The following is a 22,550-nucleotide window of genomic DNA, read 5'->3' on the forward strand; positions in this document are numbered from 1 at the left end:
CGTAGCCCACGATCTGAAACCTGCATCAGGCGGCACAGATACGCACGTAAAAGATCTCCGCGATACTCCGCAATGAATTGAAATCTCATTGCTTTTGGCTCGCGAAGAAGATTGCCGCCGTTTTTAACACCTCCCTCTCCTCCCGCAGAATACGGTTCTCTTTGCGCAAGCGCTCGTTCTCGCGGCGCAACTCCGCGTCCTCAGCTGCTGTTGGATCGGTCGAGTAATCCCGCATCCACTTGCCCATGGTCGAAAAACCAACCCCAAGGTCCGACGCAACCTGTCGCCGTGTCAGGCCGCTGTGCGCCGCGATCCGAACCGCTTCGCGCTTGAAATCTTCACTATGCTTGGCTGCCATATCCAGTCTCCTTCAAAGCGAGCATTGCTCACAGAAAACCGGAACGGAAGTGATGCAAGTCCAGAAAGGCCACAAGTCCAGGCAGACCCACACTGAGATCATGAAGTCTGACGAGCGCCATCCGCGTGGAGATTAAAAAACAGGCGGGCATGCCCTCCAAAAACTGTATACGGGGCGCAACGCAGCACTAAATCCTGATGGTCAAGGAAAATCATAAGAAAAATCTTATTGTTTTCATGCAGTTGATGGGAATATAATCTTTGCCTTATTTTTGAGCTATTCGCGGAAATTGGACGAAGCGTGCATACTTAAATGAATAAGCCTCGTTCTTCGCGGCCAATACTATAAACGAGTATAGTATATGTCGGTATTTTCAGTGCTTTACGGGATCTTCCCCTTAATTCTATTTCGTATCTCCATGACACCAATGCGAACCGAAAGGCGAGTTGAACTTGCGGATTTTCTCCGGCAGTCGCCGGCAATTGACTGGATACTATCCAGCTCTGAAATCCGCTTCTCACTTCCTTCGGTGGCATCGGAAATTGGCATCGGCGATATGCGCGCGGTGGCCCATAATTTTGTAGAGGTATACGATGAAACTTGGCTTCGTGGACACCATCCTTGCCGACTATTCTTTGGAAGAAGTGTTGAAATTCGCTTCGGAAAATGGCTTCGCTTCTGTTGAGGTGGCTTGCTGGCCATCGCGGTCGGCAGAGGAAATCGCTGAGATCCGTGGCAGATCCGACATCCAACCCTCGCTTCTGAATTACATTCTGGGCATAACGCATATCGATGTTGCGGCGCTCGACGATGCGCGAATTCGTGAGATATGTGAGCTTCAAGATCGACACCGCGTGCGAATATCCTCGCTTGCATATTATGCAAACCCCATCGGGGATTCCCCGGAGAGGGCCTCTAAGCATCTGGCTCATTACAAGCGTATGATAGAGATGGCACCGAAGATTGGCGTAGATCTCATAACGACGTTCATGGGCAGAGATCAGAATCTCACTGTCGAAGCCAACCTCGGTCTAGCGATAGAGTTCTGGGAGCCTATTGTCCAAACTGCCGAGAAACATGGGGTCCGAATAGCAATAGAAAATTGCCCCATGTATTTCAATGAAGCGCAATGGCCTGGCGGCCAAAACCTAATGACGACGCCAGAGATCTGGCGGCGCGTCTTTGAGGCCATTCCAAATCGGAATTTCGGCCTGTGCTACGATCCGTCACACATGATTTTCCAAGGCATTGATTACCTCAAGCCAATATACGAGTTTTCCGATCGTATTTTCCATGTTCACTTCAAAGACGCAAAGATCTTGCGAAACAAGATCGATGATTGCGGCACTATGGGCTACCCGCTTCAATATACCGCGCTCAAGATTCCGGGTCGTGGCGATGTGAACTGGGGCAGTTTTGTATCTGCTTTGGACGACGTAGAATATCAAGGCGACGGTTCGATTGAAGTTGAAGATCCGGCTTTCGACGGTGCAGATCACTCAATACGGGCCGCGCTGTCTCTCTCGAAGCGATATCTCTCGCAGTATCTCATCTAAAAATTACCCCACTCAAAATCCCGCAGGAGAAGCCTCTATTCGGAGGATTTTGCGGTGTTGCACAAAACACGTGCACCCAACTGGAAAGGCTCATCTATGCTAACGAACCGCACGCCCATTTCTGAATTTCACGATCGGTGGAGCAGGACTCAGGCTCTCTGTCGAGAAAACAATATCGAGGCACTGGTCGTTTGGGGGAAAGGCGGCGGAACGGTCGACACCGCCAACGATCTCATCTACCTGACAAACTACGCCCCGGTCTTCCCTTACGCTCCGGACCTTCCGGGCGGGTGGTCTGGCTTGTCGCATGCCGCAGTGATCATTCCGGCTCGGGGGGAACCGGTCCTTGTCACCGACAGCCCTGCGGTGCGGCGTGATGTGATTGCGGTCAAAGACATTCGCCCGGCGGCGGGTTTCGTTCCCGACAAAGTCGCTGAAGTTCTTTCCGAAATGGGGATCAAGGACGCGAACGTCGGCCTCGTAGCCGGTCCATGGCTTGTTGCCAACATTTACCTACGCCTTGTCGAAGTTTGCAAAGATATCAATTACGTTAATCTGGACTTGGCAATCGAGGGCCTCCGCACGACCAAGTCGCCCTTTGAATTTGAGCTACTGCGCGAGGCGGCTGCGGTCGGCAACTCCGCGATGGAAGCAATGATGAAGAGCGCCTCCATCGCGGGGACGACCGAGGCGGACGCGGTCGCAGCAGCCTACACGATCGCGATCAAATCCGGCGCGGCTTTGATTGACGCGGCATGCGCCTCCGGACCTCATACAGCCTTCTATGCTTACGGCATGGCGCCGCAGTGGACGACCCGTGTTCTTGAGGCAGGAGATCTTTTCCATTGCGACATGTATGGCGCCGCGACGGAGGGTTTCACCTGGGACTTTTCCCGGTCTGTCGTAGCAGGTGGCAAATGGACCGCCGATCAGGAGGAGATCTATGACGGCGCGGTTACGGCGATCACCGCAGGCGTGAAGCATTGCCGTGCGGGCATCACGGCTGAAGATCTCTACAAGACCGTTTTGGACGTGCTCGTCGAACGTGGCATCGACTGCGGCTATCCGTTGCATGGCCACTCCTATGGGATCGGCTGGGAGGCGCCCTGGCTCGTCCCCGGCAACGAGACGCGGATTGAGGCGGGCATGGCCATCGCCATCGAATGCATGGCGGGACGCGAAGGCGTTGGCTTCGTCAAGTTCGAGCAGAACGTGCTCGTGCATGCTGACCGCACAGAACTGATCTCCACCTGCCCTGTCCGTGTCTGATCGAAAACGGCCGCGAGGGAGCTCGCGGCCCCCTCAATGGCATACTAGCGGAACAAAGATGAGCAACTCGATGTCACAACCCCTTCACAGCAGGCCCAATCACGCGCCGCCACCGGAACTCTACAGGAACGCGCGCACCGGCGAGCGAGCCGAACTAGCCGTGGATATCCGTGGCCTAATCAAGGACTACGGAGGATTTCGGGCGCTTAGAGGTGCCAGTTTCAATCTTCAGGCGGGTGAAGTGCATGCCCTCATGGGGCAGAACGGTGCCGGCAAGTCCACGCTCATAAAGGTCCTCGCTGGCGTCGAGTCCGCGACAGGTGGCGAAGTGCGTATCTTTGGTGAGCTCAAGTCCTTCCGCTCATCTGCCGATGCTAGCAGGGCGGGCATCGCGGTCGTATACCAGGACCTCAGTCTGATCCCGGGCATGAGCGTCGCCGACAACCTCTTGCTTGGTAGAGAGCCGACCGGGCCAGGCGGTCTGATTCGGCGAAGCGCCGTGCTAACGCAGGCAAAGGAGGTCCTGGACAGCTACGGCTTTAAAATAGATCCCCGCGCAAAGGTTGAAGATCTTCCGTTTGCCTACAAGCAATTGACCGAAATCGCCAAGGCGCTGATGAGCGATGCCCGGATTCTTATTCTTGACGAACCCACATCGGCGCTGACCGAAGATGAAGAGGAGGTGCTCTTCGGTGCGGTGCGTCAGGTAGTCGAGCGCGGAGTGGCAGTGGTCTACGTGACCCACCGGCTGAACGAGGTTTTCAAGCTTTGCAATCGCGTCACCATCATCCGCGACGGCGTCACCGACGGGACGTATAATACCAATGAATTGGACATGCGCGGGCTCGCGGCAGCGATTGTCGGTTCGAATGCTGTGCCAGACTTGCTTACTGAACCAGTCGTATCATCACAGCCCAGACCCGCAAGTGCAGTTTTGGGCGAGCCGGCCATTGAACTCTCCAACGTAAGTGCAGACAGCTTCTCAGACATAAACCTGCGTGTGGACCGCGGTGAAGTGGTGGGGCTCGCCGGCCCGTTGGGAAGTGGCAGGACAGAGATCCTGGAGCTGATGTTCGGCCTCAGGAAGGTCACTTCAGGTCAGATGCGCCTATATGGCGCACCGGTCAGATTCCGCTCGCCTATGGAAGCCATAGCAAATGGTGTAGGGCTCGTGCCGGAGGACCGACATGCGGAAGGCCTCGTCCTTTCTCATTCGATCGACCGGAACGTGGCAATGCCTGCCTTGCCAAGACTTTCTCGATGCGGAGCCTTCCTTCGGCGACGATCATTTTCACGGAGCGCGGCAGCGATCAGGGAATTATCGATCAAGGCGGAATCCGTGAACACCGTCCTATCGTCACTGTCGGGAGGCAATCAGCAAAAGGTTGTTTTTGCGAAATGGGGCGATCCTCGCTGCAAACTCCTGCTACTCGACGAACCGACAGTGGGCGTCGATATTGGTGCTCGTGAAGAGATCTATCGCGAGATCCGTTCCGCGGCAGCCCTGGGAAGCGGCGTGGTCGTGGTATCTTCCGACCTCTCGGAACTGCTCCTGCTTTGCGACCGGATTTACATGGTCAACAATCAAACCATCCAGGGTGAAGCGGTCCGCTCAGAAATTCGCGGTGAGGAAGACCTTCACCACCGCATTCATCAATCCATCGATACGCCTCAGAGGAAGTCATCATGAGCGCCCACACTGCTACACAGGCGAAGCCTGGCCTACGAGCCGGACTAAATCGCCGTCAAATGATCCGCGCACTCCAAAACTACGCCCCCCTCATAGCATTTATTCTGCTTATTGTCGGGTTTTCTCTCGCTTCTCCGGTCTTCTTCTCGGTCAACAATTTCCTGAACATCGGCAGGCAGACGGCTCTCGTCACCATCATGGCGGTGGGCATGACCATGCTTATCGTGTCCGGAGAAATCGATCTGTCGATCGGAGCTACGCTTGCACTCTCCGGGGTCACTTCCGCGATGGCCATGCAGGTAACTGGCGACAACATGGTAGTCGGCATTCTCGTCGGCCTCGGCACGGGAGCCTGTGTTGGGGCGATTAACGGCGTTTTGACCACCGGCCTTCGAATCCCTTCGTTTCTAGTGACCCTCGGAATGATGGGCATTGCACGTGGCATTGCGCTGCTGATTACCGGCACGATGGCGGTGCCGGTGATGAACCCGGTCTTTTGGGACGTGATGGGTGGGGGAGAGTTCCTAGGAATCCCAGCGACGCTGATCTTTTCTGCAGTATGCTTGGTGCTTGGTGCTTACGCGCTGCATTTCACCGCATTTGGCAGACGTATTTACGCGGTCGGCGGAAATGCAAAGGCCGCACGGTATTCTGGCATAAATGTCACCCGAGTGAAGACGACGGCATTCATCGTCACCGGAAGCCTCGCGGGATTGGCCGGACTCATCCTGAGCGCACGTTTCCATGCGGCGCGTCCGGACACCGCCGCTGGGATCGAGCTCGACGTTCTCGCCGCCGTTATCCTCGGAGGGACCAGCTTATTCGGCGGGCGAGGCCTCATCATTGGCAGCCTGCTGGGATCGCTGCTCATCGGGGTCCTCAACAATGGCCTTACCCTCATCAGCGTGACCTCCTCTGCACAACTCGTCGTCAAAGGGATCATCATCATCGCCGCCGTCGCTTTCTCGAGTAAGCGCTAAGGCGACCTGAGCGGATTGCTCCGCTCCAATCCAACAAATCAGATCAACAAGGAGATACCATGAAAATCACCACCCTGCTCACAAGCACCGCTTTGGCGCTTTACTCGTTCCCTGCATTTGCACAAGTTCATTCGGCGCTGGACCCGGTCAGCTTCAATCCGCCCGAGATCGTGGGGAAGGGCCCCTATGGTGAAGAGCCTGCCGGCCCGGAGAGTGTAGAGCTTTCTGCCGAAGAGCTCGAACAAGTCCGCGCGGGACAATTCAAAGTCGGCATAGCTATGATGACGATGGATATTGACTTCTCGAAGGTCCTGGTCGCTGGCATGCTGGCAGCCTTCGAAGAGGGTGGTGTCGAGGTGATTGCAATCACGGATGCAAGCTGGAAGCCGGAAAAGCAGATCAACGATATCGAGAACCTGATTCAGTTGCAGCCAGATGGAATCATTTCCGTCCCTGCGGATGGGGTAGCCACCGCTGCTGCTTACGAAATGGTCTCTGAAGCCGGGATCAAGCTGGTCCTCGCGGACACGGTTCCGGTCGGCCTGAAATGGCCAGAAGATTACCAAGCGGCGGTGGGCCCCGATCAGGCCGGGATCGGCCAGGTCGGCATCGCGCTTGTGGCATCCCGCATCCCGGAGGGCGGAACCGTCGGAATCGTGGAGTTTGACATCGACCTTTGGGCGGCGAACGAACGGGCCCGCGAGGCACGCCGCTGGCTCGCGGAAAATCGGCCCGATATCAAGATCAAGGCCACCGGCTTCCAAAATCCGAACCAGACCGCTCAGATTACTACCGATTTCTTGACTGCCAATCCGGACGTTGACGGTCTCTGGGCAACCTTTGATACGCCGGCACTTGGCGCCATTAGCGGGATGAGGGAACTCGGGCTAGATTTGCCGATCGCCACCCAAGATCTGGGAACGATAATCTCAGGCGAAATCGCTCAGGGCGGCAACGTGGTCGGGGTTGGGGCACAGCGCCTTTCCGATCAAGGCCGCGCTGATGCGAATGCCATGATGAAGGTGCTGCTTGGCCAACAGGCGCCTGCCTATATCGCTGTGCCCGCGCTCGCGGTTACTAAGGAGAACCTGACCGAAGGCTATAAAACCGTCTGGAATGCGGATGCGCCGGCGAGCGTGGTCCGGCTTTGCGAGAGAACTCCTGGCTGTAAGTGAAGAGCGATCGGGGGCGGTGCACACACTGCCCTCGTTACCGCTTTCAAGTCGATTGCGTTTGAGCGTGCCGACCTGAACCCCGCCTGCCTCCCTCCCTCCATGGTGCTCCGTGATGGGCGCCCTAATTGTATTCGGAGCGATGAACATGACACCAAGTCCAGCCTTCTATTCTGATCAGGTTTCTCTGGAAGCCTATCTGCTTGCATTCTTCTACATCTTTGCGGTGGTAGGCATAGTCCTAGCCATCGTCGCCATCATCTGCATCGACGCTGGTCTCGTGCGACGCAAGCATATGCTGACCACTATCGTCCAAAAAATCACTGGCTGCTTCGTTGGCGGCATCGCATTCATGATCATCGGTTATGGTATATGGAACTGGCAGTATTACGAGGCATTCGGTGTTGAGCGGCCCCTGATGGCGGCCATACAGGACTGGTGGATTATGGGGGGCGTGTTTGAATCCGCGTCTCACCGCATTGATCCGGCAGCAGTGCCGCACACGGATCTTTTCCAAGTGTTCGCGATCTTCTTCTTCCTCTTCGGGTCGATTGGCGCAGTCCTAGTTCATGGCGCGGGGTTGGAGCGGATCAAGTCGTCCGCAACCTACATCACGTCCATCGCAATGGGCGGCGTCGCCATCCCTATTATGGCGTACCTCACCTACGGGTCGCTCTCCCCTCTGACCAACAACGGCCTTCACGACTTCGTTGGAGCATACTCGCTCTATCTGATCGTCGGCACTTGGTCGCCCATCCTCGCGTGGAGGCTTGGGAAGCGCCGCGATGGGGTGGTAGCTCCAGGGAACCCGGCGCTACTATCCGTAGGTGCCATGCTCCTTATCGTAGCCATTCCAATGTTCGTTATCGGCTGCGGCTTCATGGTTCCTGGTCAAGGATACTTTGGCCCGACCATGACAGAAACCGGCCTCGGCCTGATCTTCGAGAACATCTTCATGGCGCTCACTGGTGGCGGTATCGTCGGTGCCATCTTTGCACATCGCACTGGAAAGCTAGGCTACATCCTCTTGGGACCGATCGTCGGATACATATCCTGCTCTGCGCTCTTCGACATAGCGACACCCATCGAAGCGCTAGCAATCTCGACGCTCGGTCCGGTGCTCTTGGTCGCAGGTGAAAAGTTGCTGATTGCCATCGGTATCGACGAGCCCAAAGTGACGCCACTGACGCTTTTGCCAGCGGCTTACAGCGGGATCGCAGCAGGGGTGATCGGTGCGGGCACTCCGCAGGGGGGCTATTTTGGGTTCACTGAGGGGCCATACCTGTTCCAAGGTGCACAGATTTCAATATCCATGCAGCTGCTGGGGATCGTGGTGGTCGTGGGCATCACTGCCGTCATCGCTCTCGTCACGACATTCGTGACGGAACGCACCACAGGCCTGCGCGTCAGCGAAGAAGCTGAATGGGAAGGCATGGACCGTACCGAATGGAAGCCTATGCCTGAAGACCCCGAACAATTGGGAGTGCAGATCGCGAAATGATGACCGCCATAGTGGCTGTAGAAGATTGAAATGTGAACCTGGCCTGACTGGTGGTGTTCTCCGTCCACGTCAGGCCTCAAATGGTGATAATCGATGATCGCGTCGCGGTCTAAGTGTTTAGTGCCAACATGTGATGGGCTAAGTATCTGTGACTATCAGAAGGACGCACATTCGAAAGTTTTCAGCGTCGATGAGGAAGCCGCGATTGTCGCTTTCCGATGCCGATCCCGGCTGCGGAGCCGGTCTCAAACACTTTGAGATAGGCGCGCTCGTAATTCAAGGACCACCATAGCCGCTCGATCATCACATCATCCATCCATCGGCCACGCCTGTCCAGCGATATCTTCACGGTCGCGCCCGACAAAATCTTAGTGCAGCGCGAGGGCGTGAACTGACTGCCCTGATCGGTGGTGAATATCTCCGGCTTTCCCAGCAGTTGCGGGGCTTCCTCCAAAGCCTCGATGCAGAACTCCACACTGACCTGCCACGGGATTTTTCCTCCACCGTCGATTAGAGTCCGATCCAACTTGATCTGATCCCCGCAAACTGGACCGCCTTGGGCTGGAGTTTTCCGCTACGATTTCTCGGCTGGGAGAGGAGTGGAATCACATGAAGGCATCGAAGTTTTCGGACGCGCAGAAGGCATTCATAATGACCTGAGCCCGAAGTTTCCTCCAGCTTGCGGAGAGTCCTTGGGGTGGGGTTGATGGCCTTACGCGGCCAGTTTGTCCATCATTATTTTCTCCGCAAATTCATTCGGTGTCAGGTTTCCGAGTGCCGAATGAGGTCTGTGGGTATTGTAGTCCTCCTGCCATTCTTCCAGCGTTGATCTGGCCTCGGTCAACGAGCTGAAGAGTGTTTCGTTCAGGCATTCGTCGCGCAGCTTGCCGTTGAAGCTCTCGATAAATGCGTTCTGGGTCGGTTTCCCTGGCGCAATGTAGTGCCAGTCGATGCAGGTCTCCTGCACCCATCTGAGCACCGCCATGCTGGTGAACTCGGTTCCATAACACTTTCGGAATGACACTGCTTTAGAGGCTATGATTGCCTGCGCAGCCCTCAAGTAGCGCAGCAGGTGATCATAGCCGGGTCTCAGGTCCCTACAGTGGTTTTGCAACAAACCACACCGCAAGGGAGACTGACTATGACGGATACCACTATTGTGTCCGTCGTCAGAGTTTTTCGGAGAGCTTAGGCTGTATCGTAACGGAGGCTCTGGTTCGATTTCTGTCTGAGTTTATGTGGCAGCGGCTTGGTGCTGCAATCGGCGTTTTCTGATTGTCTTTTTCTTGATCTCCTTTCGCATTTTCAGGATCTTTTCACCTCGACCGTGATAGACATCGGCGGGCGTCAGGTTGGCCAGGCTCTCGTGGTAGCGGTGGTGGTTGTAGTGATCGACGAAGGCTTCGATCTGCCTCTCAAGATCACCGGGCAGGAAGTAGTTTTCCAGGAGAACCCGGTTCTTCATAGTCTGATGCCACCTTTCGATCTTGCCCTGGGTTTGGGGGTGATGTGGCGCACCACGAACGTGATCCATGCCTTTGCCCTCAAGATAGTCGGCGAGATCGACCGCCACATAGGACGAGCCGTTGTCGCTGAGAAGCCTGGGCTTTTGCGCCACCGTTGCCCGATTGCACCCAGACGCGTCCAACGCCAAGTCCAGCGTGTCGGTGACATCTGCGGCCTTCATCGTTGTGCAGAGCTTCCAGGCGATGATGTAGCGGCTGTAGTCGTCGAGGATCGTGGACAGATAGAACCAACCCCAGCCGATGACCTTGAGATAGGTGAAGTCGGTCTGCCACAGCTCGTTCGGTCTGGTTGTCTTGTCGCGGAACTCTTCGGCCTTGCGAAGGCGATACGCTGAAGATTCCGAGATAAAATACCGCTTCTCGTCGGTGTATTTGACCGCCAGTTCGCGCGGTGTCAGATCTTCGTGGTCCAGCGCGAACTCGACAAAGGCTTCACGGACATCATCTGGGATGCGGTTCCAGACGGAATCGGGCCGTGGAGAACGATCGGCAAGCGCATCGATCCCGCCTTCGACCCAACGCGCATACCAATCGTAGTAGGTGCTACTGGGGATACCAATCATCGTCAGCGTCTGCTTCACCGGCAGGTGCGAGGCTTCCACCGTGCGGATGATCTCAAGCTTCTCGGGTGCGGGATACCTCATTCTTCGGACTCCCCATCCCCGATCATGCTTTTTTTGAGCAGGCGGTTCTCAAGCGTCAGCTCGGCAACCACTTCCTTCAGGGCAGCCGATTCCGATCGCAGTTCTTTGACTTCGGGGGATGTCGCCTGACGGGCCGTGTCACCCGCCAGCCGGTTCTTCCCAGCTTCAAGGAATTCTTTTGACCAAGAGTAATACAGGCTTTCCGCAATTCCCTCGCGGCGACACAGCGCAGCGATGCTCTCTTCGCCCCGCAGGCCTGCCAGGACGATCCTGATCTTTTCCTCGGCCGAGTAGTGCTTGCGGGTCTTGCGCTTGATGCCCCTGACCAACTTGTCAGCGGCGTCTTTCGATGTTCCGGATCTCTTGTTCATCTTCGCTCCTTAATGGCTTCGATGAACCAGAAATCCTCCGTCGCTCAAACACCTAAATTTGTCCGGTGGGCGCTGACGTCACACAGACCTGCGCCACCGCGTCGATCTTGAACTCATCTGAGTAACGAATTTGCCCTGACATTTGCGTCGTCCTTTGCTTCCAAAATTACCAAGCAAAGCGTCTACAAATCTAGGGGCACCTCAGTCAGCCAGAGCCTGATCGCCACCAGTCTCACTCCTCTGCGAGATCCCCTGCTTTCCGGCGCTCGTAGTCAATCTTCTGCTCCTCCAGACGAGCCATCTCTTCTGGGAAAAATTGGACGCCCCACCAGCACAGTTCTTCCAGAACCGGAATGAGCGTCTTGCCACGTTCTGACAACTTGTATTCGACCTTAGGCGGCACCTGAGGGTATTCTGTTCGAATGATCAATTGATCAGCCTCTAAATCCTTAAGCGCGTTGCTGAGGGCGCGAAACGTAATGCTTCCTATGATCCGCTGCAACTCATTGAAGCGTAGGCAGCCATTCTCCGAAAGCAGGTAGAGGATCACCATTTTCCACTTACCTCCGATCAGCTTGAGCGTGTAGCCGAACGGGGTATCCTCAATGTTTTTTACCACGCCGTGGTAGGCGGTCATACCCATTGATGCCTCCAGACTTCAGGTTCCGCATGTCAAGCCGTTGGCGACCTCTGCGTTTTTATGCAGTATTAGCGCCAAGAAGTGGCTTCCTAAGAAAGTTACGCAACACCGGCCTTGAAAGCAACACCTGCATAACAACTTTCAAGGCGAAATCCCAAGGAGTGCTTGGAGCGCCGGGAGCTTTTGACCTGCCACTGAACATTCATCCAGCGGCGATATGAGCCTACGGGTTGTTTACGCTTTTCTTCGCAGTGTCGGCAATGGCCCGGCGCGCGGAGCTTTCATCTCGCGCAGCGGGTCGGGCCATTGCTGTGTTCATGGTTCGCGCAAATTCACTTGGCGTCTGGTAGTCCAACGCGGAATGCGGTCGCTCAGTGTTGTAGTCTTGGGCCCACGCCGTGATCACCACACGGGCATGTGCAAGGTTGCGGAATATTGTTTCGTTGAGCAACTCATCGCGCATGCGGCCGTTAAAACTTTCGACAAATCCGTTCTGCATTGGCTTCCCCGGCGCGATGTAGTGCCATTCGATGCGGTGTTCGGAACACCAACGCAGGATGGCGTTCGAAGTCAGTTCGGTGCCGTAACACCTTCGGAATGATGCCGATCTGAGGCTATGATTGCCTGCGCAGCCCTCAAGTAGCGCAGCAGGTGATCATAGCCGGGTCTCAGGTCCCTACAGTGGTTTTGCAACAAACCACACCGCAAGGGAGACTGACTATGACGGATACCACTATTGCACAAGCCGAGCCTGTTTTGGTGGCGATTGATATCGCAAAAGCCCGCCATGAAGTTTTGATCGCTGTTCCCGGCCGAAAGCGCCGGGTTCTGTCGCAAACTTTAGCAGGGAGTGCAGAACAGCCTTTCAGCGGACACACTTATGCTGCGAGGGAGGCGAATTGCTGGAAGCCCGTTTTCCCATTCGCGGCGATTTGACCTTTACGGATCATGTGCGCGGTTTCGATCCCGGCCAGCGTCGCAGCTGCTGAGTGAAACGCTTTGAAGCCAAGTGTTGGGCGCGTGATCCGCTTGATGAAACGATGGTCCTGTTCGACCATGTTGTTCAAATACTTGCTCTGCGTGATCCGGATCAACCGTCCGCTGCCCGTAAATTTGCGGATCACGTTCACGGCCTGAAGCCCCGCCAGATTGGCGCCGCTCTTGTCGATAGCAACGCGATCAGGCGTGCCATTCGTTGAAATCGCACGTTTGAAGAAACGGCGTGCGGCAGCCTTGTCCCGCTTTGCAGAGAGCATGAAATCAAGGGTTCGGCCGTCCCGATCAACGGCACGATAAAGATAGGCCCACTGGCTGGACCTGCACCGTTTCTGTTCCGGTGTGTTGCTCATCTTAGGCGGCGATCTTTTCGAAGGCCACGGGTGATTTTCCGTCCAAGGCTGAATGGCGCCTGCGCGGGTTGTAGAAGCCGTTGATGTATTCGAACACCGCGACCTCTACATCCCGGCGTGTTTGCCACGCGTTTCGCCAGATCAGCTCGGCCTTAAGGGATTTGAAGAAGCTTTCGACAGCCGAATTATCAAAGAAATTTCCTTTGCCGCTCATCGAAGGCAAGAGTTTGTGACGACGAAGGCGCTTCTGGTACTCGTGGGCACAGTATTGCGCACCACGATCGGTGTGATGAATGCAGCCAGGCGGTGGCCGACGCAGAGCTGTAGCCATGTCCAAGGCACGTAGCGCCAAGTCCTGCTTCATGCGGTTACTGATCGCCCAACCGATCACACGACGCGAATATAGATCAATAATAACAGACAAATAGGACCAACCCTCGCGGGTCCAGATATAAGTGATGTCCCCGGCCCACTTCTGGTTTGGCGCCGTCGCCGTGAAGTCCTGGTTCAGACGGTTCGGGGCGATGTTGAAGCTGTGGTCGCTGTCGGTCGTGCGTTTGAATTTACGGCTGCGCAGAACCTGAATGCCGTTGTCACGCATGATCTGGGCGACGCGGCGCTGGCCAACTTGAAGACCCAGTTCCTTCAATTCCTGCGTCATGCGCGGACGGCCATAACTGCCCAAGCTGAGCCGATGTTGTTCGCGGATATATGCCAGAAGGATCATGTCACGACGCTGGCGATGTGAGGGCGGCTTGCGACGCCACGCCCGTAGCCCACGATCTGAAACCTGCATCAGGCGGCACAGATACGCACGTGAGAGATCTCCGCGATACTCCGCAATGAATTGAAATCTCATTGCTTTTGGCTCGCGAAGAAGATTGCCGCCTTTTTTAACACCTCCCTCTCCTCCCGCAGAATACGGTTCTCTTTGCGCAAGCGCTCATTCTCGCGGCGCAACTCCGCGTCCTCAGCGGCTGTTGGATCGGTCGAGTAATCCCGCATCCACTTGCCCAAGGTCGAAAAACCAACCCCAAGGTCCGACGCAACCTGTCGCCGTGTCAGGCCGCTGTGCGCCGCGATCCGAACCGCTTCGCGCTTGAAATCTTCACTATGCTTGGGTGCCATATCCAGTCTCCTTCAAAGCGAGCATTGCTCACAGAAAACCGGAACGGAAGTGATGCACGTCCACAATATCGACGCGCTGCTCAAAGTGTCCGACGAGCGACCGCAATAGGGTACCCGTAACCGTTACAACGGTGGAGCGCCTAAATACCGGCGCCCCGAATTTTGCTTAGACCATATGCAGCGGTGGTTCGCAGGTCGTCCAGAACCCTTGCAGGGTTTCTATAATCTTCTTCATGCCGTCTTTGGTTTGCGGCTTGACGATATAACCATTCACCCGCTCGCTATAGGCTTTGGCGATATCTTGCGCGCTGTCAGATGTGGTGAACATGAACACCATACTGTCTGATGCCTGGCTGCTGGCGCGCAGCTCGCCCAGGAATTCATGCCCGTTCATTCGCGGCATATTGATATCCAACAGCACAAAAAACGGGTAGGGCACCTGCCCCGAGGAAATCAATTCCAACGCATGGATGCCGTCGACCGCGCGGTGCACCACCGACACAGGCGCAACTTTTCCAAGGGCACGTTCAATCATCATCGCGTCAAGGTTGTTATCCTCAACAAGGAGAATATTCATCTGCCGTTCCATATTACGCTGCGCTCTCCAATAGTGTTTCTGTAACCGTACCGTCCTTTGGCCAATAAAACGTAAACTCCGCCCCATACCCTTCGGCAGAATTGATCCAGATATCAAACCCGTGGCGCTGCACAGCTTTCTTCACAATCGCAAGGCCGATCCCCGTGCTTTCAGGTTCACCGCTTCTTCTAAGCGTCTGGAAAACATCGAAAATCCTATCATGGAATTCCGGCGGAATACCTTTCCCGTTATCCTTGACGGAGATTTTCAACCGGTCTTCAAGCGTTTCGATTGAAACATTGATCAATGCGTTTTTCTGATCGGGGTGATATTTAAACGCATTACCGATCAAATTTTCCAGAACACGGCGTAAATTGCAGCTGTCATAGGACACCGTCGCAATATCAGACTGTGTTTGGATCTGCGCCGGATCAACGTCGAAATCAGACACGCAGTCCTCGATGATCGCATCAATCTGCAAAGGCAGTTCCTGTCCCGGGCCGAAATTGCGCACCCGCGAATATTCCATAATGCCCTGCGTCAGATCGTTCATCCGGCCGACCCGCTCCCGGATCATATTCAGCTGCATCTTGATTTCATGATCATCGTCAAGCGGGCCAAGAACCTCTTCCAGATCCTCTTCTATCACATCCGCCAGAAAGCCGATCCCACGCGCGGGCGTTTTCAGGTCATGCGAGGCCACATAGACAAACTGTTCAATCTCGGCATTGGCATGTTCCAGATGCTCTGATTTTTCGCGCAATTCGCGTGTCAGCTCATGCGCATAGTTGCGTGCACGCTGGTTGGAACGCGCCAGCATCGCCAGCAAGGTAATCACCAGAATTTCGATGATCAAACCGCCGGCCAGAATCATATTCGGTTGTTCGGACACGCTATCTTTGCGAAAGGCCAGATTGGTGCGGATATCCACGGTCCAGACGCGGCCGAACATCGGCAATGGCAAGCTGTCTTGGAACATCGGTTTGGCATCATACAACGGTTCATCCGGGCCATGCTCATCATAAATCACAGTGTCGCCATCGCTAAGGCTGAAACGCACATTTCTAAGGTCTTTCGCCAACAGCCCTTCCACCAGTTTGCGCACGATAAACGGGGCATAAACAACGCCTGCAAACTGCGCCCTGCGTTCGGCCACGGTTGTCGGCGTTTCGCCTTTGTAAAACGGCGCATAAAACAGGAAACCGGGTGTGTGGCCGCTGTCCTGAACCAGCACGATCGGGCCGGTGATTTGGGATGTGCCAGTGTCGCGGCTGGCCAAAAGCGCGGTGCGACGGTTGGTTTCATGCGCCACATCAAGCCCCACCGCGGCAGAATTCATAGCCTCTGGTTCGATGAAGGTGATGGGCAGCAAAACCTCCTGATCGTGTTTGGGATGCACCTTGAAATCGCGCCCCTCTGCCGCGCGGCGCGCCATAAATGCGGGCAGTTCCTGACGTTCCACAAATTCGATCACGCCAATGCCATTCACCCCCGGATAGCGTTCTTCCAAACTTAGCGAGTCGGAAAATGTGCGCCAATCTTCCAATGTCGTTTCATCCTGAAAGGACGCAACATGGGCCACGCCAGAACGCAGCGCATCTTCGTACCGTGACATGCGGTCGACGATCAGCCCTATCGTTTGTTCTTTTGCCGCCTCATACCGGTTTTCTATCTGCACATCGACCTGACGTTTTGAATACAGCCACGCGCCTATAGTCATTGTCAGCGACAGGGCCACAACCACAACATGAAGGACAGAGATCTTCGCATCGGGCATTTCAATTGTCGACATTTTGGCCCCCCTTACATCGTCAGACAGTTACCATTTAACCGTGATCATAAGGGGGCCATGTCTCTTAATTTGACGTAAACTGGCGCAAAGCTCGGGGCGGGTAATTTGAAAATACGGCCGCAATTTGCCAGCCGCCATGGGCATATGCCGGTCACCGGGTCCAGTATATCTGTAAAATTATTCGGATATTTAGAATGGAATTGATTTCTTTCTGCTTCGACGAAAGGAATTCGTTAATTCAACTCGGTAATTCTTGTCCGCGAGCGTCTGGTTTAGCAATGGAACCATCGGGTTATTCCGCCCGCCGGGACTGCATTAAAAACTGGTCATTTGGTAAAAGTAAAAGGTCAAGAAATGTCACAGATTCAAGTTTATGACTATGCGATGACATCTGAGGAGAATTCCTCTGTTCTTAGAATCCTCTCTATTGACGATGATCAGCTGGATCGGATGCGGCTGCGCAGCATCTGTCGCAAGGCCGGGCTGTCGGTGGAATTCACCGAAGCCGCCGACCTGGATGAGGTCCGCGATCGGTTAAAAATACAGCCCTATGATCTGGTCTTTATTGATCATCATCTGGGCATGCACACCGGGCTGGATGCGCTGCGTATCTTGCAATCGCATGAAGAACAGCTGAACGCGATACCGATTATGCTGACCTCTGCGGTGGAATATAAGGTTGCCGTCGAAGCAATGCGCCGCGGCTGTGCCGATTATATCGTCAAGGATGATCTGTCGGTCGATTCCCTGATAAAATCAATCACCTCGGCCATCGAACGTCGCGCGCTTTACAGTGCGCTCGCCGATGCCCGCGCATCAGAGGCCGAGCTGAAGGATATTTTCAAACGCTTCATGTCTGGCTGCGGACCAGAGATGCGCGAAGTGCTGCGCCGCAGTATGTCCAGCGTGCGCGCAGTGAAAACGCAGGCGCGCAGCGATGAAAATGTTGATGTGACCCTGCTGTCAAACCTGTCATTGTTTGAACGCAGCGCAAAGGATCTTGTGGTTTTCATGGATGATCTGGAAACCGTTGTCGGTGACAGCCGCCGTGTCACGGTGAATGAATTGCGCAGCCGCATATAGCCGACGCTGAACACAACGACGGCCCCGCATATGCAACATGCCGGGGCCGTGCCCCCTGCCCCGGGCGTCAGTCCCGGCAACCGCGCCCCTGCAGCATAGATCCGCAGCCGCGCAATCGCCCTGTCACAGACCCGGCAAAGCCATGGCGCCGTAGCCATCAGCTACAGCAGAATCAATGCCCGTTTTTTTTGCGGCATTCCTGCAGATATCCACAAAAATCAGTGCGTTTCGAACTCTCATGGTTGTACATGCACAGCCATGCCCGGCCTGCATAAAATTTCACAAACCGCTCTCATTCCCGTGTTTTCCTAAGGTTTACCTTAGGTTAGGCGAAGCGCCATCTTGCAGGACGCCAAACGGAACTAACAACCCATCACTTTGGGCTTTTCAGTCAGGATAAGCGGCGATTATCCTGATTCAGATTTTTTATTAAAATTGTCGCATTTTTGAAACGACCCCCTTTTGATGGAGGCCAAGATGGCTGATTTTGACAAAGATGATTTTACGTTGATCGGCAGCGTAAACACACTTACCGGCACCGGCACTGATGATACGATCGAAATCTATGGATCGATCAACCCTTCTGCAGGCACCACAAGTTTAATTGATGGCGGCAACGGCACCGATACGCTGATCTTACAGTCTGCCAACACCCAAGGCACGACATTCACCGCGATCGAGGCAACGCAGATCCTGTATGATGCTACGATCGATGCCGCACAGATCGAAAATCTGGGACAGATCACGCTGCACCCGTCCAACTATCAAAACAGCGATGGCGTCGGTTACGCCTATCTGTATCTGAGCAATGGCAACGGGCAAACCGCCGATTTCTCAAACCTCAGCCTGGGCAACGGCAGCACAAGTGAATACCTTTATGTTGCGGTCAATGGCCTGTCGGCGGACGATACGCTCTCGGTCGATTTCTCAGATACCACGCTCTTGAATGACAGTTATATCAGCTTCAACGGCGGCAATGCCGATGAGGCGGTGCAGGGTAGCGATGGCGATGACAGCGTCGATGGGAACAACGGCGATGACAGTCTTGATGGCGGCGTGGGGAATGACACGCTGATTGGTGCCAACGGCGATGATACGCTGATCGGCGGCGCTGGAAATGACAGCATTCAAACCGGTTACGGCGTGGATTCCGTCTTGGGCGGGACAGGAAATGATACGATTGAAACCTATTACAGCGATGATGGGTCCAGCATCGATGCCGGCGACGGAGATGACCTGATCGATCTGCAAAGCAACTTCCAATATGGCACTGTGGCAGGCGGCAACGGCACCGATACGCTGATCTTACAGTCTGCCAACACCCAAGGCACGACATTCACCGCGATCGAGGCAACGCAGATCCTGTATAATGCTACGATCGATGCCGCACAGATCGAAAACCTGGGACAGATCACGCTGCACCCGTCCAACTATCAAAACAGCGATGGCGTCGGTTACGCCTATCTGTATCTGAGCAATGGCAACGGGCAAACCGCCGATTTCTCAAACCTCAGCCTGGGCAACGGCAGCACAAGTGAATACCTTTATGTTGCGGTCAATAGCCTGTCGGCGGACGATACGCTCTCGGTCGATTTCTCAGATACCACGCTCTTGAATGACAGTTATATCAGCTTCAACGGCGGCAATGCCGATGAGGCGGTGCAGGGTAGCGATGGCAATGACAGCATCGATGGGAACAACGGCGATGACACGCTGATCGGCGGCGCTGGAAATGACAGCCTGATCGGCGGTTCCGGCGTCAATGTCTTGCGCGGTGAAGACGGTGATGACTACCTAAACGGTCTGGGCTCTAGCGCCGATGCCGTTGTGTTGGACGGTGGCAGCGGCAACGATACGCTTGAGGCGCGCTACCTGCGTGATGGTACGATCGACGGCGGTGCGGATGACGATCTGCTGATCCTTCGATATAATGCAATCTTGACCGGCACCACCCTTTTGGGGATTGAGACAACCGAGATCGAAGGCCACGCCACGCTGGATGCCGCGCAAGTGGTGGATTTGGGTGCGGCCTCTTTCATGCCGACCAGCGGCGCCACGCTGTATCTGCAAAATGCGAATGGTCAGCTTGCGGATTTCTCCGGCTTTACCCTAGGTCAAGATCAGGCGTTGAATGTTTCGGTAAGATCGGTTCAATCGGGCGATGTGCAGACGCTTGATTTCTCGGGTATTGCGGCGGATGCCACAGCCTCTGTGACATTCACCGCCAGCTCTAATGCGGCAGCGACGGTGATCGCGGGTGCAGTCGCCGGGGATTATTCCGGCAATGGCTATTCCACAGACGTCCAGCCGGACACGATTTCTTATGAAAATTCCATCGATGCGGTGAATATTGATCTGGCAAGCCAGACCGTATCAGGCGGCGATGCAGCCAATGACCTGATCGCAGGTTTTGAAAACGCCATCGGATCGCAGGGCAATGATGTTTTTACCGGCAGTGAAGATGACAACCTGTTCGATGGTAAGGACGGTGAGGATATCGTCAATTTCACCGGGGATTACGCAGATTACACCGTGCAAACGCTGGCCGGGGTAACGACCGTCACCGATAATAACACCGGCGATGGGGACGATGGCACCGATACGGTCAGCAATATTGAGATCCTGCGCTTTGCCGATCAAGATATCAATATCGGCGGGCCAACCACATTGATCGATATTTCTGGCAGTCCCAGCATGGCCGAGGGTGACACCGACACCACTGCGTTCACCTTTACCGTGACCCGGTCTGGCATCACCACGGGCACCTCCAGCGTTATGTGGGCGGTGGCAGGCACCACCGCCGATGCGGATGATTTCGGCGGCACATTGCCATCTGGCACGGTCAGCTTTGCCGCAGATGAGACCGAGAAAACCATCACCGTTGCCGTCAGCGGCGATACGGTCAAAGAGGCTGATGAGACCTTCACCGTTACCTTATCCAACCCCACCGGCGCGGCCTTGGCCGTCGACAGTGCAATGGGCACCATTGAAAATGATGACAATGCGCCGCCCGTCGGCGTGGACGATACATTCACGGTGGATGCAAGCAGCTATAGCTATCTGGATGTGCTGGCCAATGACACAGACGAGGAAAACGACACGCTTTCGGTCATCAACATAACACAGCCCAGCCTGGGCAGTGTTTCGGTGCCAGGCGGGCTGGAGCCGCGCTTTAATAGCTATGACAGCAGTTTTGTCGCGCTTTCTGCGGGTGAAGTGTCGACCCAAAGCTTCAGCTATACGCTTAGCGATGGAACGGCGACGGATACGGCCACTGTTACGGTCAATGTCATCGGCCAAAATGAGGCCCCTACCCTTTCGGTCGACAGACAATATGCGACCGAAGATGGTCCCGCGATCAGTTTCGATCTGGCCGATTATGCCGATGATGTGGATGGCGATGATGATGCCGCCAGCCTGACCTATGCGCTGACCAGCACGCCGTCGGGCGGCTCTGTGACGCTGTCAGGATCGGTGGTGACATTCGATCCGGGCACGGATTACCAACGAAACGGGCTGAACTATACCACGCATGTGCCAATTGGTGTGACCGTCACCGACAGCCACGGCGCGCAAACCTATCAAACGATCCGGGTGCAGATGAATGGCGTCAATGATGCGCCGGTCATTACCTCCACCACGATCGCTTCGGTTGCGGAGGGCACGACCGGGGTGATGGATGTGACCTATAGCGATGTCGATGCGAATGACACGCATAGTTTCTCAATCACTGGGGGGGCAGATGCTGCGGCCTTTACGATTGATGCGGTCACCGGCGCGCTTAGTTTTGCAACCGCGCCGGTCTTTGCTGATCAAGGCGATAGTGATGGCGACAATGTTTATCTGGTAGAGGTCGGCGTATCAGATGGGACAGTCACCACCACGCAGATGATTGACGTGATGGTCACCGGGGTTACCAAAGTCTCTATCGCGGCGGATAGCGTCTCGGCGGTTGAAGGCGGCGCGGGCGACAGCCATGATGTCAGCTTTACGATCAGCCGGGCAGGGGCCATCGATCAGGCTGTCACATTAGGTCTGACCGCCACCGGAACGGCACAATCGGGCAGTGATTATTCAGGCACCCTGCCCAGCAGCGTAACAATCCCGGCAGGCAGCAATGCTGTCACATTGACACTTACCGTGACCGGCGACGATCTGATTGAGGGGGATGAAAGCGTCGGCCTGACGCTTAGCTCCAGCTCATTGGACGATCATGTGATCGATACGGCCGCGGCATCTGCCAGCCATCTGATCGTCAATGATGACAGCAACACCGCCCCTGTGGCGGTCAATGACAGCTATCAAATGCTGGAAGACACGGTCATGACGGTCGATACGATTGACGGTTTGCTGGCCAATGACACCGATCCCCAGGGCGACGCATTGTCGGTCACACAGCTCGGCACCCCAGAGCATGGCAGCATTATATTTGATGCTGATGGCAGCTTCATCTACATGCCCGATACCGATTTCTACGGCACCGATACGATTGACTATACCATCAGTGATGGCACCGCGACATCCACGGCGCAGTTGGAAATCACCGTGCATGGGCTGCCAGAACATCTGAATGGCACCACAGGAATGGATGTGCTGACCGGGGCGGATGATGACGAAATCATTAATGGCATGGGCGGGCCAATTGACATTCTGACCGGTGGTGGCGGCGCCGATGTTTTTGTCTTCTCTCAGATTGATGGTGCGCGCGATATGCTGCGGATCATGGATTATGATGCCGCCGAAGGAGACATGCTGGACCTGAACGGCACATCCGTTGCCAGCCATACCGAATTCAGCGGTTATACATATCTGTTCATGGACACGGCTGAAGCCGACATCATCGTTTTGAATGATGTTGATTATCTGGACCTACAATTCACCGACACCCTGATCGCCTGATCCCATATTCACAAA

The 22,550-nt window shown here is 55.1% G+C and carries 13 protein-coding genes and 5 pseudogenes; 8 read left to right on the top strand and 10 right to left on the bottom strand.

What is annotated here, in order from left to right; all coding sequences use genetic code 11:
• A pseudogene (locus BFP70_RS17570) lies at positions 1-358 on the bottom strand (transposase); the annotation flags it as partial.
• Between the two features lie 608 nt (positions 359-966).
• Between BFP70_RS17570 and BFP70_RS17575 the strand changes: the two are divergent.
• From BFP70_RS17575 to BFP70_RS17600, 6 genes are all read left to right on the top strand, one after another.
• Positions 967-1,914 (top strand): sugar phosphate isomerase/epimerase, encoded by a 948-nt coding sequence (locus BFP70_RS17575; protein ID WP_218059689.1) that lies wholly within the window; start codon positions 967-969, stop codon positions 1,912-1,914.
• A gap of 96 nt (positions 1,915-2,010) precedes the next feature.
• Positions 2,011-3,183 (top strand): Xaa-Pro peptidase family protein, encoded by a 1,173-nt coding sequence (locus BFP70_RS17580; protein ID WP_066012975.1) that lies wholly within the window; start codon positions 2,011-2,013, stop codon positions 3,181-3,183.
• Positions 3,184-3,253: 70 nt separating this feature from the next.
• Complete coding sequence (locus BFP70_RS17585; RefSeq protein WP_083217592.1) at positions 3,254-4,873, top strand: sugar ABC transporter ATP-binding protein; 1,620 nt, start codon at positions 3,254-3,256, stop codon at positions 4,871-4,873.
• A gap of 59 nt (positions 4,874-4,932) precedes the next feature.
• Complete coding sequence (locus BFP70_RS17590) at positions 4,933-5,853, top strand: ABC transporter permease (RefSeq protein WP_218059690.1); 921 nt, start codon at positions 4,933-4,935, stop codon at positions 5,851-5,853.
• 59 nt (positions 5,854-5,912) lie between these two features.
• The gene (locus tag BFP70_RS17595) at positions 5,913-7,028 is read left to right on the top strand and encodes a substrate-binding domain-containing protein (protein ID WP_066012982.1); all 1,116 of its coding nucleotides are present in this window, start codon (positions 5,913-5,915) and stop codon (positions 7,026-7,028) included.
• Positions 7,029-7,140: 112 nt separating this feature from the next.
• The gene (locus tag BFP70_RS17600) at positions 7,141-8,526 is read left to right on the top strand and encodes an ammonium transporter (RefSeq protein ID WP_083217593.1); all 1,386 of its coding nucleotides are present in this window, start codon (positions 7,141-7,143) and stop codon (positions 8,524-8,526) included.
• A 211-nt stretch (positions 8,527-8,737) separates the two neighbouring features.
• On the opposite strand, the pseudogene BFP70_RS17605 reads toward BFP70_RS17600, so the two are convergent.
• The 9 genes and pseudogenes from BFP70_RS17605 to BFP70_RS17655 all read right to left on the bottom strand — a co-directional run.
• Positions 8,738-9,019, bottom strand: a pseudogene (locus BFP70_RS17605) (IS3 family transposase); the annotation flags it as partial.
• Between the two features lie 219 nt (positions 9,020-9,238).
• Positions 9,239-9,529 (bottom strand): annotated as a pseudogene (locus BFP70_RS17610) (transposase); the annotation flags it as partial.
• Positions 9,530-9,760: 231 nt separating this feature from the next.
• A protein-coding gene (locus BFP70_RS17615; RefSeq protein WP_141693255.1) for an IS3 family transposase occupies positions 9,761-11,067 on the bottom strand; the annotation gives its coding sequence in 2 pieces (ribosomal slippage) (positions 9,761-10,731 and positions 10,731-11,067; 1,308 coding nt in all).
• Positions 11,068-11,299: 232 nt separating this feature from the next.
• Positions 11,300-11,710, bottom strand: a complete 411-nt coding sequence (locus BFP70_RS17625; RefSeq protein ID WP_066012991.1) for a helix-turn-helix domain-containing protein — start codon at positions 11,708-11,710, stop codon at positions 11,300-11,302.
• 220 nt (positions 11,711-11,930) lie between these two features.
• Positions 11,931-12,290: pseudogene (locus BFP70_RS17630) on the bottom strand (integrase core domain-containing protein); the annotation flags it as partial.
• 295 nt (positions 12,291-12,585) lie between these two features.
• A pseudogene (locus BFP70_RS17635) lies at positions 12,586-13,017 on the bottom strand (transposase); the annotation flags it as partial.
• A 40-nt stretch (positions 13,018-13,057) separates the two neighbouring features.
• A protein-coding gene (locus BFP70_RS17640) for an IS3 family transposase (protein WP_369820219.1) occupies positions 13,058-14,184 on the bottom strand; the annotation gives its coding sequence in 2 pieces (ribosomal slippage) (positions 13,058-13,941 and positions 13,941-14,184; 1,128 coding nt in all).
• A 166-nt stretch (positions 14,185-14,350) separates the two neighbouring features.
• Complete coding sequence (locus BFP70_RS17650; RefSeq protein WP_255356768.1) at positions 14,351-14,761, bottom strand: response regulator; 411 nt, start codon at positions 14,759-14,761, stop codon at positions 14,351-14,353.
• Positions 14,762-14,774: 13 nt separating this feature from the next.
• Positions 14,775-16,553, bottom strand: coding sequence for a CHASE domain-containing protein (locus BFP70_RS17655; RefSeq protein ID WP_066012996.1), 1,779 nt, complete (start codon positions 16,551-16,553; stop codon positions 14,775-14,777).
• A 354-nt stretch (positions 16,554-16,907) separates the two neighbouring features.
• On the opposite strand from BFP70_RS17655, the gene BFP70_RS17660 reads away from it, so the two are divergent.
• Positions 16,908-17,636: a response regulator gene (locus BFP70_RS17660; RefSeq protein ID WP_066012998.1), complete on the top strand. Its 729-nt coding sequence runs from the start codon at positions 16,908-16,910 to the stop codon at positions 17,634-17,636.
• 477 nt (positions 17,637-18,113) lie between these two features.
• Positions 18,114-22,535, top strand: coding sequence for an S-layer family protein (locus BFP70_RS17665; RefSeq protein WP_066013000.1), 4,422 nt, complete (start codon positions 18,114-18,116; stop codon positions 22,533-22,535).
• The last annotated feature ends 15 nt before the right edge of the window (positions 22,536-22,550 follow it).

It is taken from the genome of Thioclava sp. SK-1, from assembly GCF_001705665.1.
In the GTDB taxonomy this organism is placed as follows: Bacteria; Pseudomonadota; Alphaproteobacteria; order Rhodobacterales; family Rhodobacteraceae; genus Thioclava.

Excerpts from the sequence above, each read along its gene's own strand:
- BFP70_RS17580 (WP_066012975.1), top strand. The coding sequence starts at position 2,011 with ATGCTAACGAACCGCACGCCCATTTCTGAATTTCACGATCGGTGGAGC.
- BFP70_RS17585 (WP_083217592.1), top strand. The coding sequence starts at position 3,254 with ATGTCACAACCCCTTCACAGCAGGCCCAATCACGCGCCGCCACCGGAA.
- BFP70_RS17590 (WP_218059690.1), top strand. The coding sequence starts at position 4,933 with ATGATCCGCGCACTCCAAAACTACGCCCCCCTCATAGCATTTATTCTG.
- BFP70_RS17595 (WP_066012982.1), top strand. The coding sequence starts at position 5,913 with ATGAAAATCACCACCCTGCTCACAAGCACCGCTTTGGCGCTTTACTCG.
- BFP70_RS17600 (WP_083217593.1), top strand. The coding sequence starts at position 7,141 with ATGGGCGCCCTAATTGTATTCGGAGCGATGAACATGACACCAAGTCCA.
- BFP70_RS17625 (WP_066012991.1), bottom strand. The coding sequence starts at position 11,710 with ATGGGTATGACCGCCTACCACGGCGTGGTAAAAAACATTGAGGATACC.
- BFP70_RS17650 (WP_255356768.1), bottom strand. The coding sequence starts at position 14,761 with ATGAATATTCTCCTTGTTGAGGATAACAACCTTGACGCGATGATGATT.
- BFP70_RS17655 (WP_066012996.1), bottom strand. The coding sequence starts at position 16,553 with ATGTCGACAATTGAAATGCCCGATGCGAAGATCTCTGTCCTTCATGTT.
- BFP70_RS17660 (WP_066012998.1), top strand. The coding sequence starts at position 16,908 with ATGTCACAGATTCAAGTTTATGACTATGCGATGACATCTGAGGAGAAT.
- BFP70_RS17665 (WP_066013000.1), top strand. The coding sequence starts at position 18,114 with ATGGCTGATTTTGACAAAGATGATTTTACGTTGATCGGCAGCGTAAAC.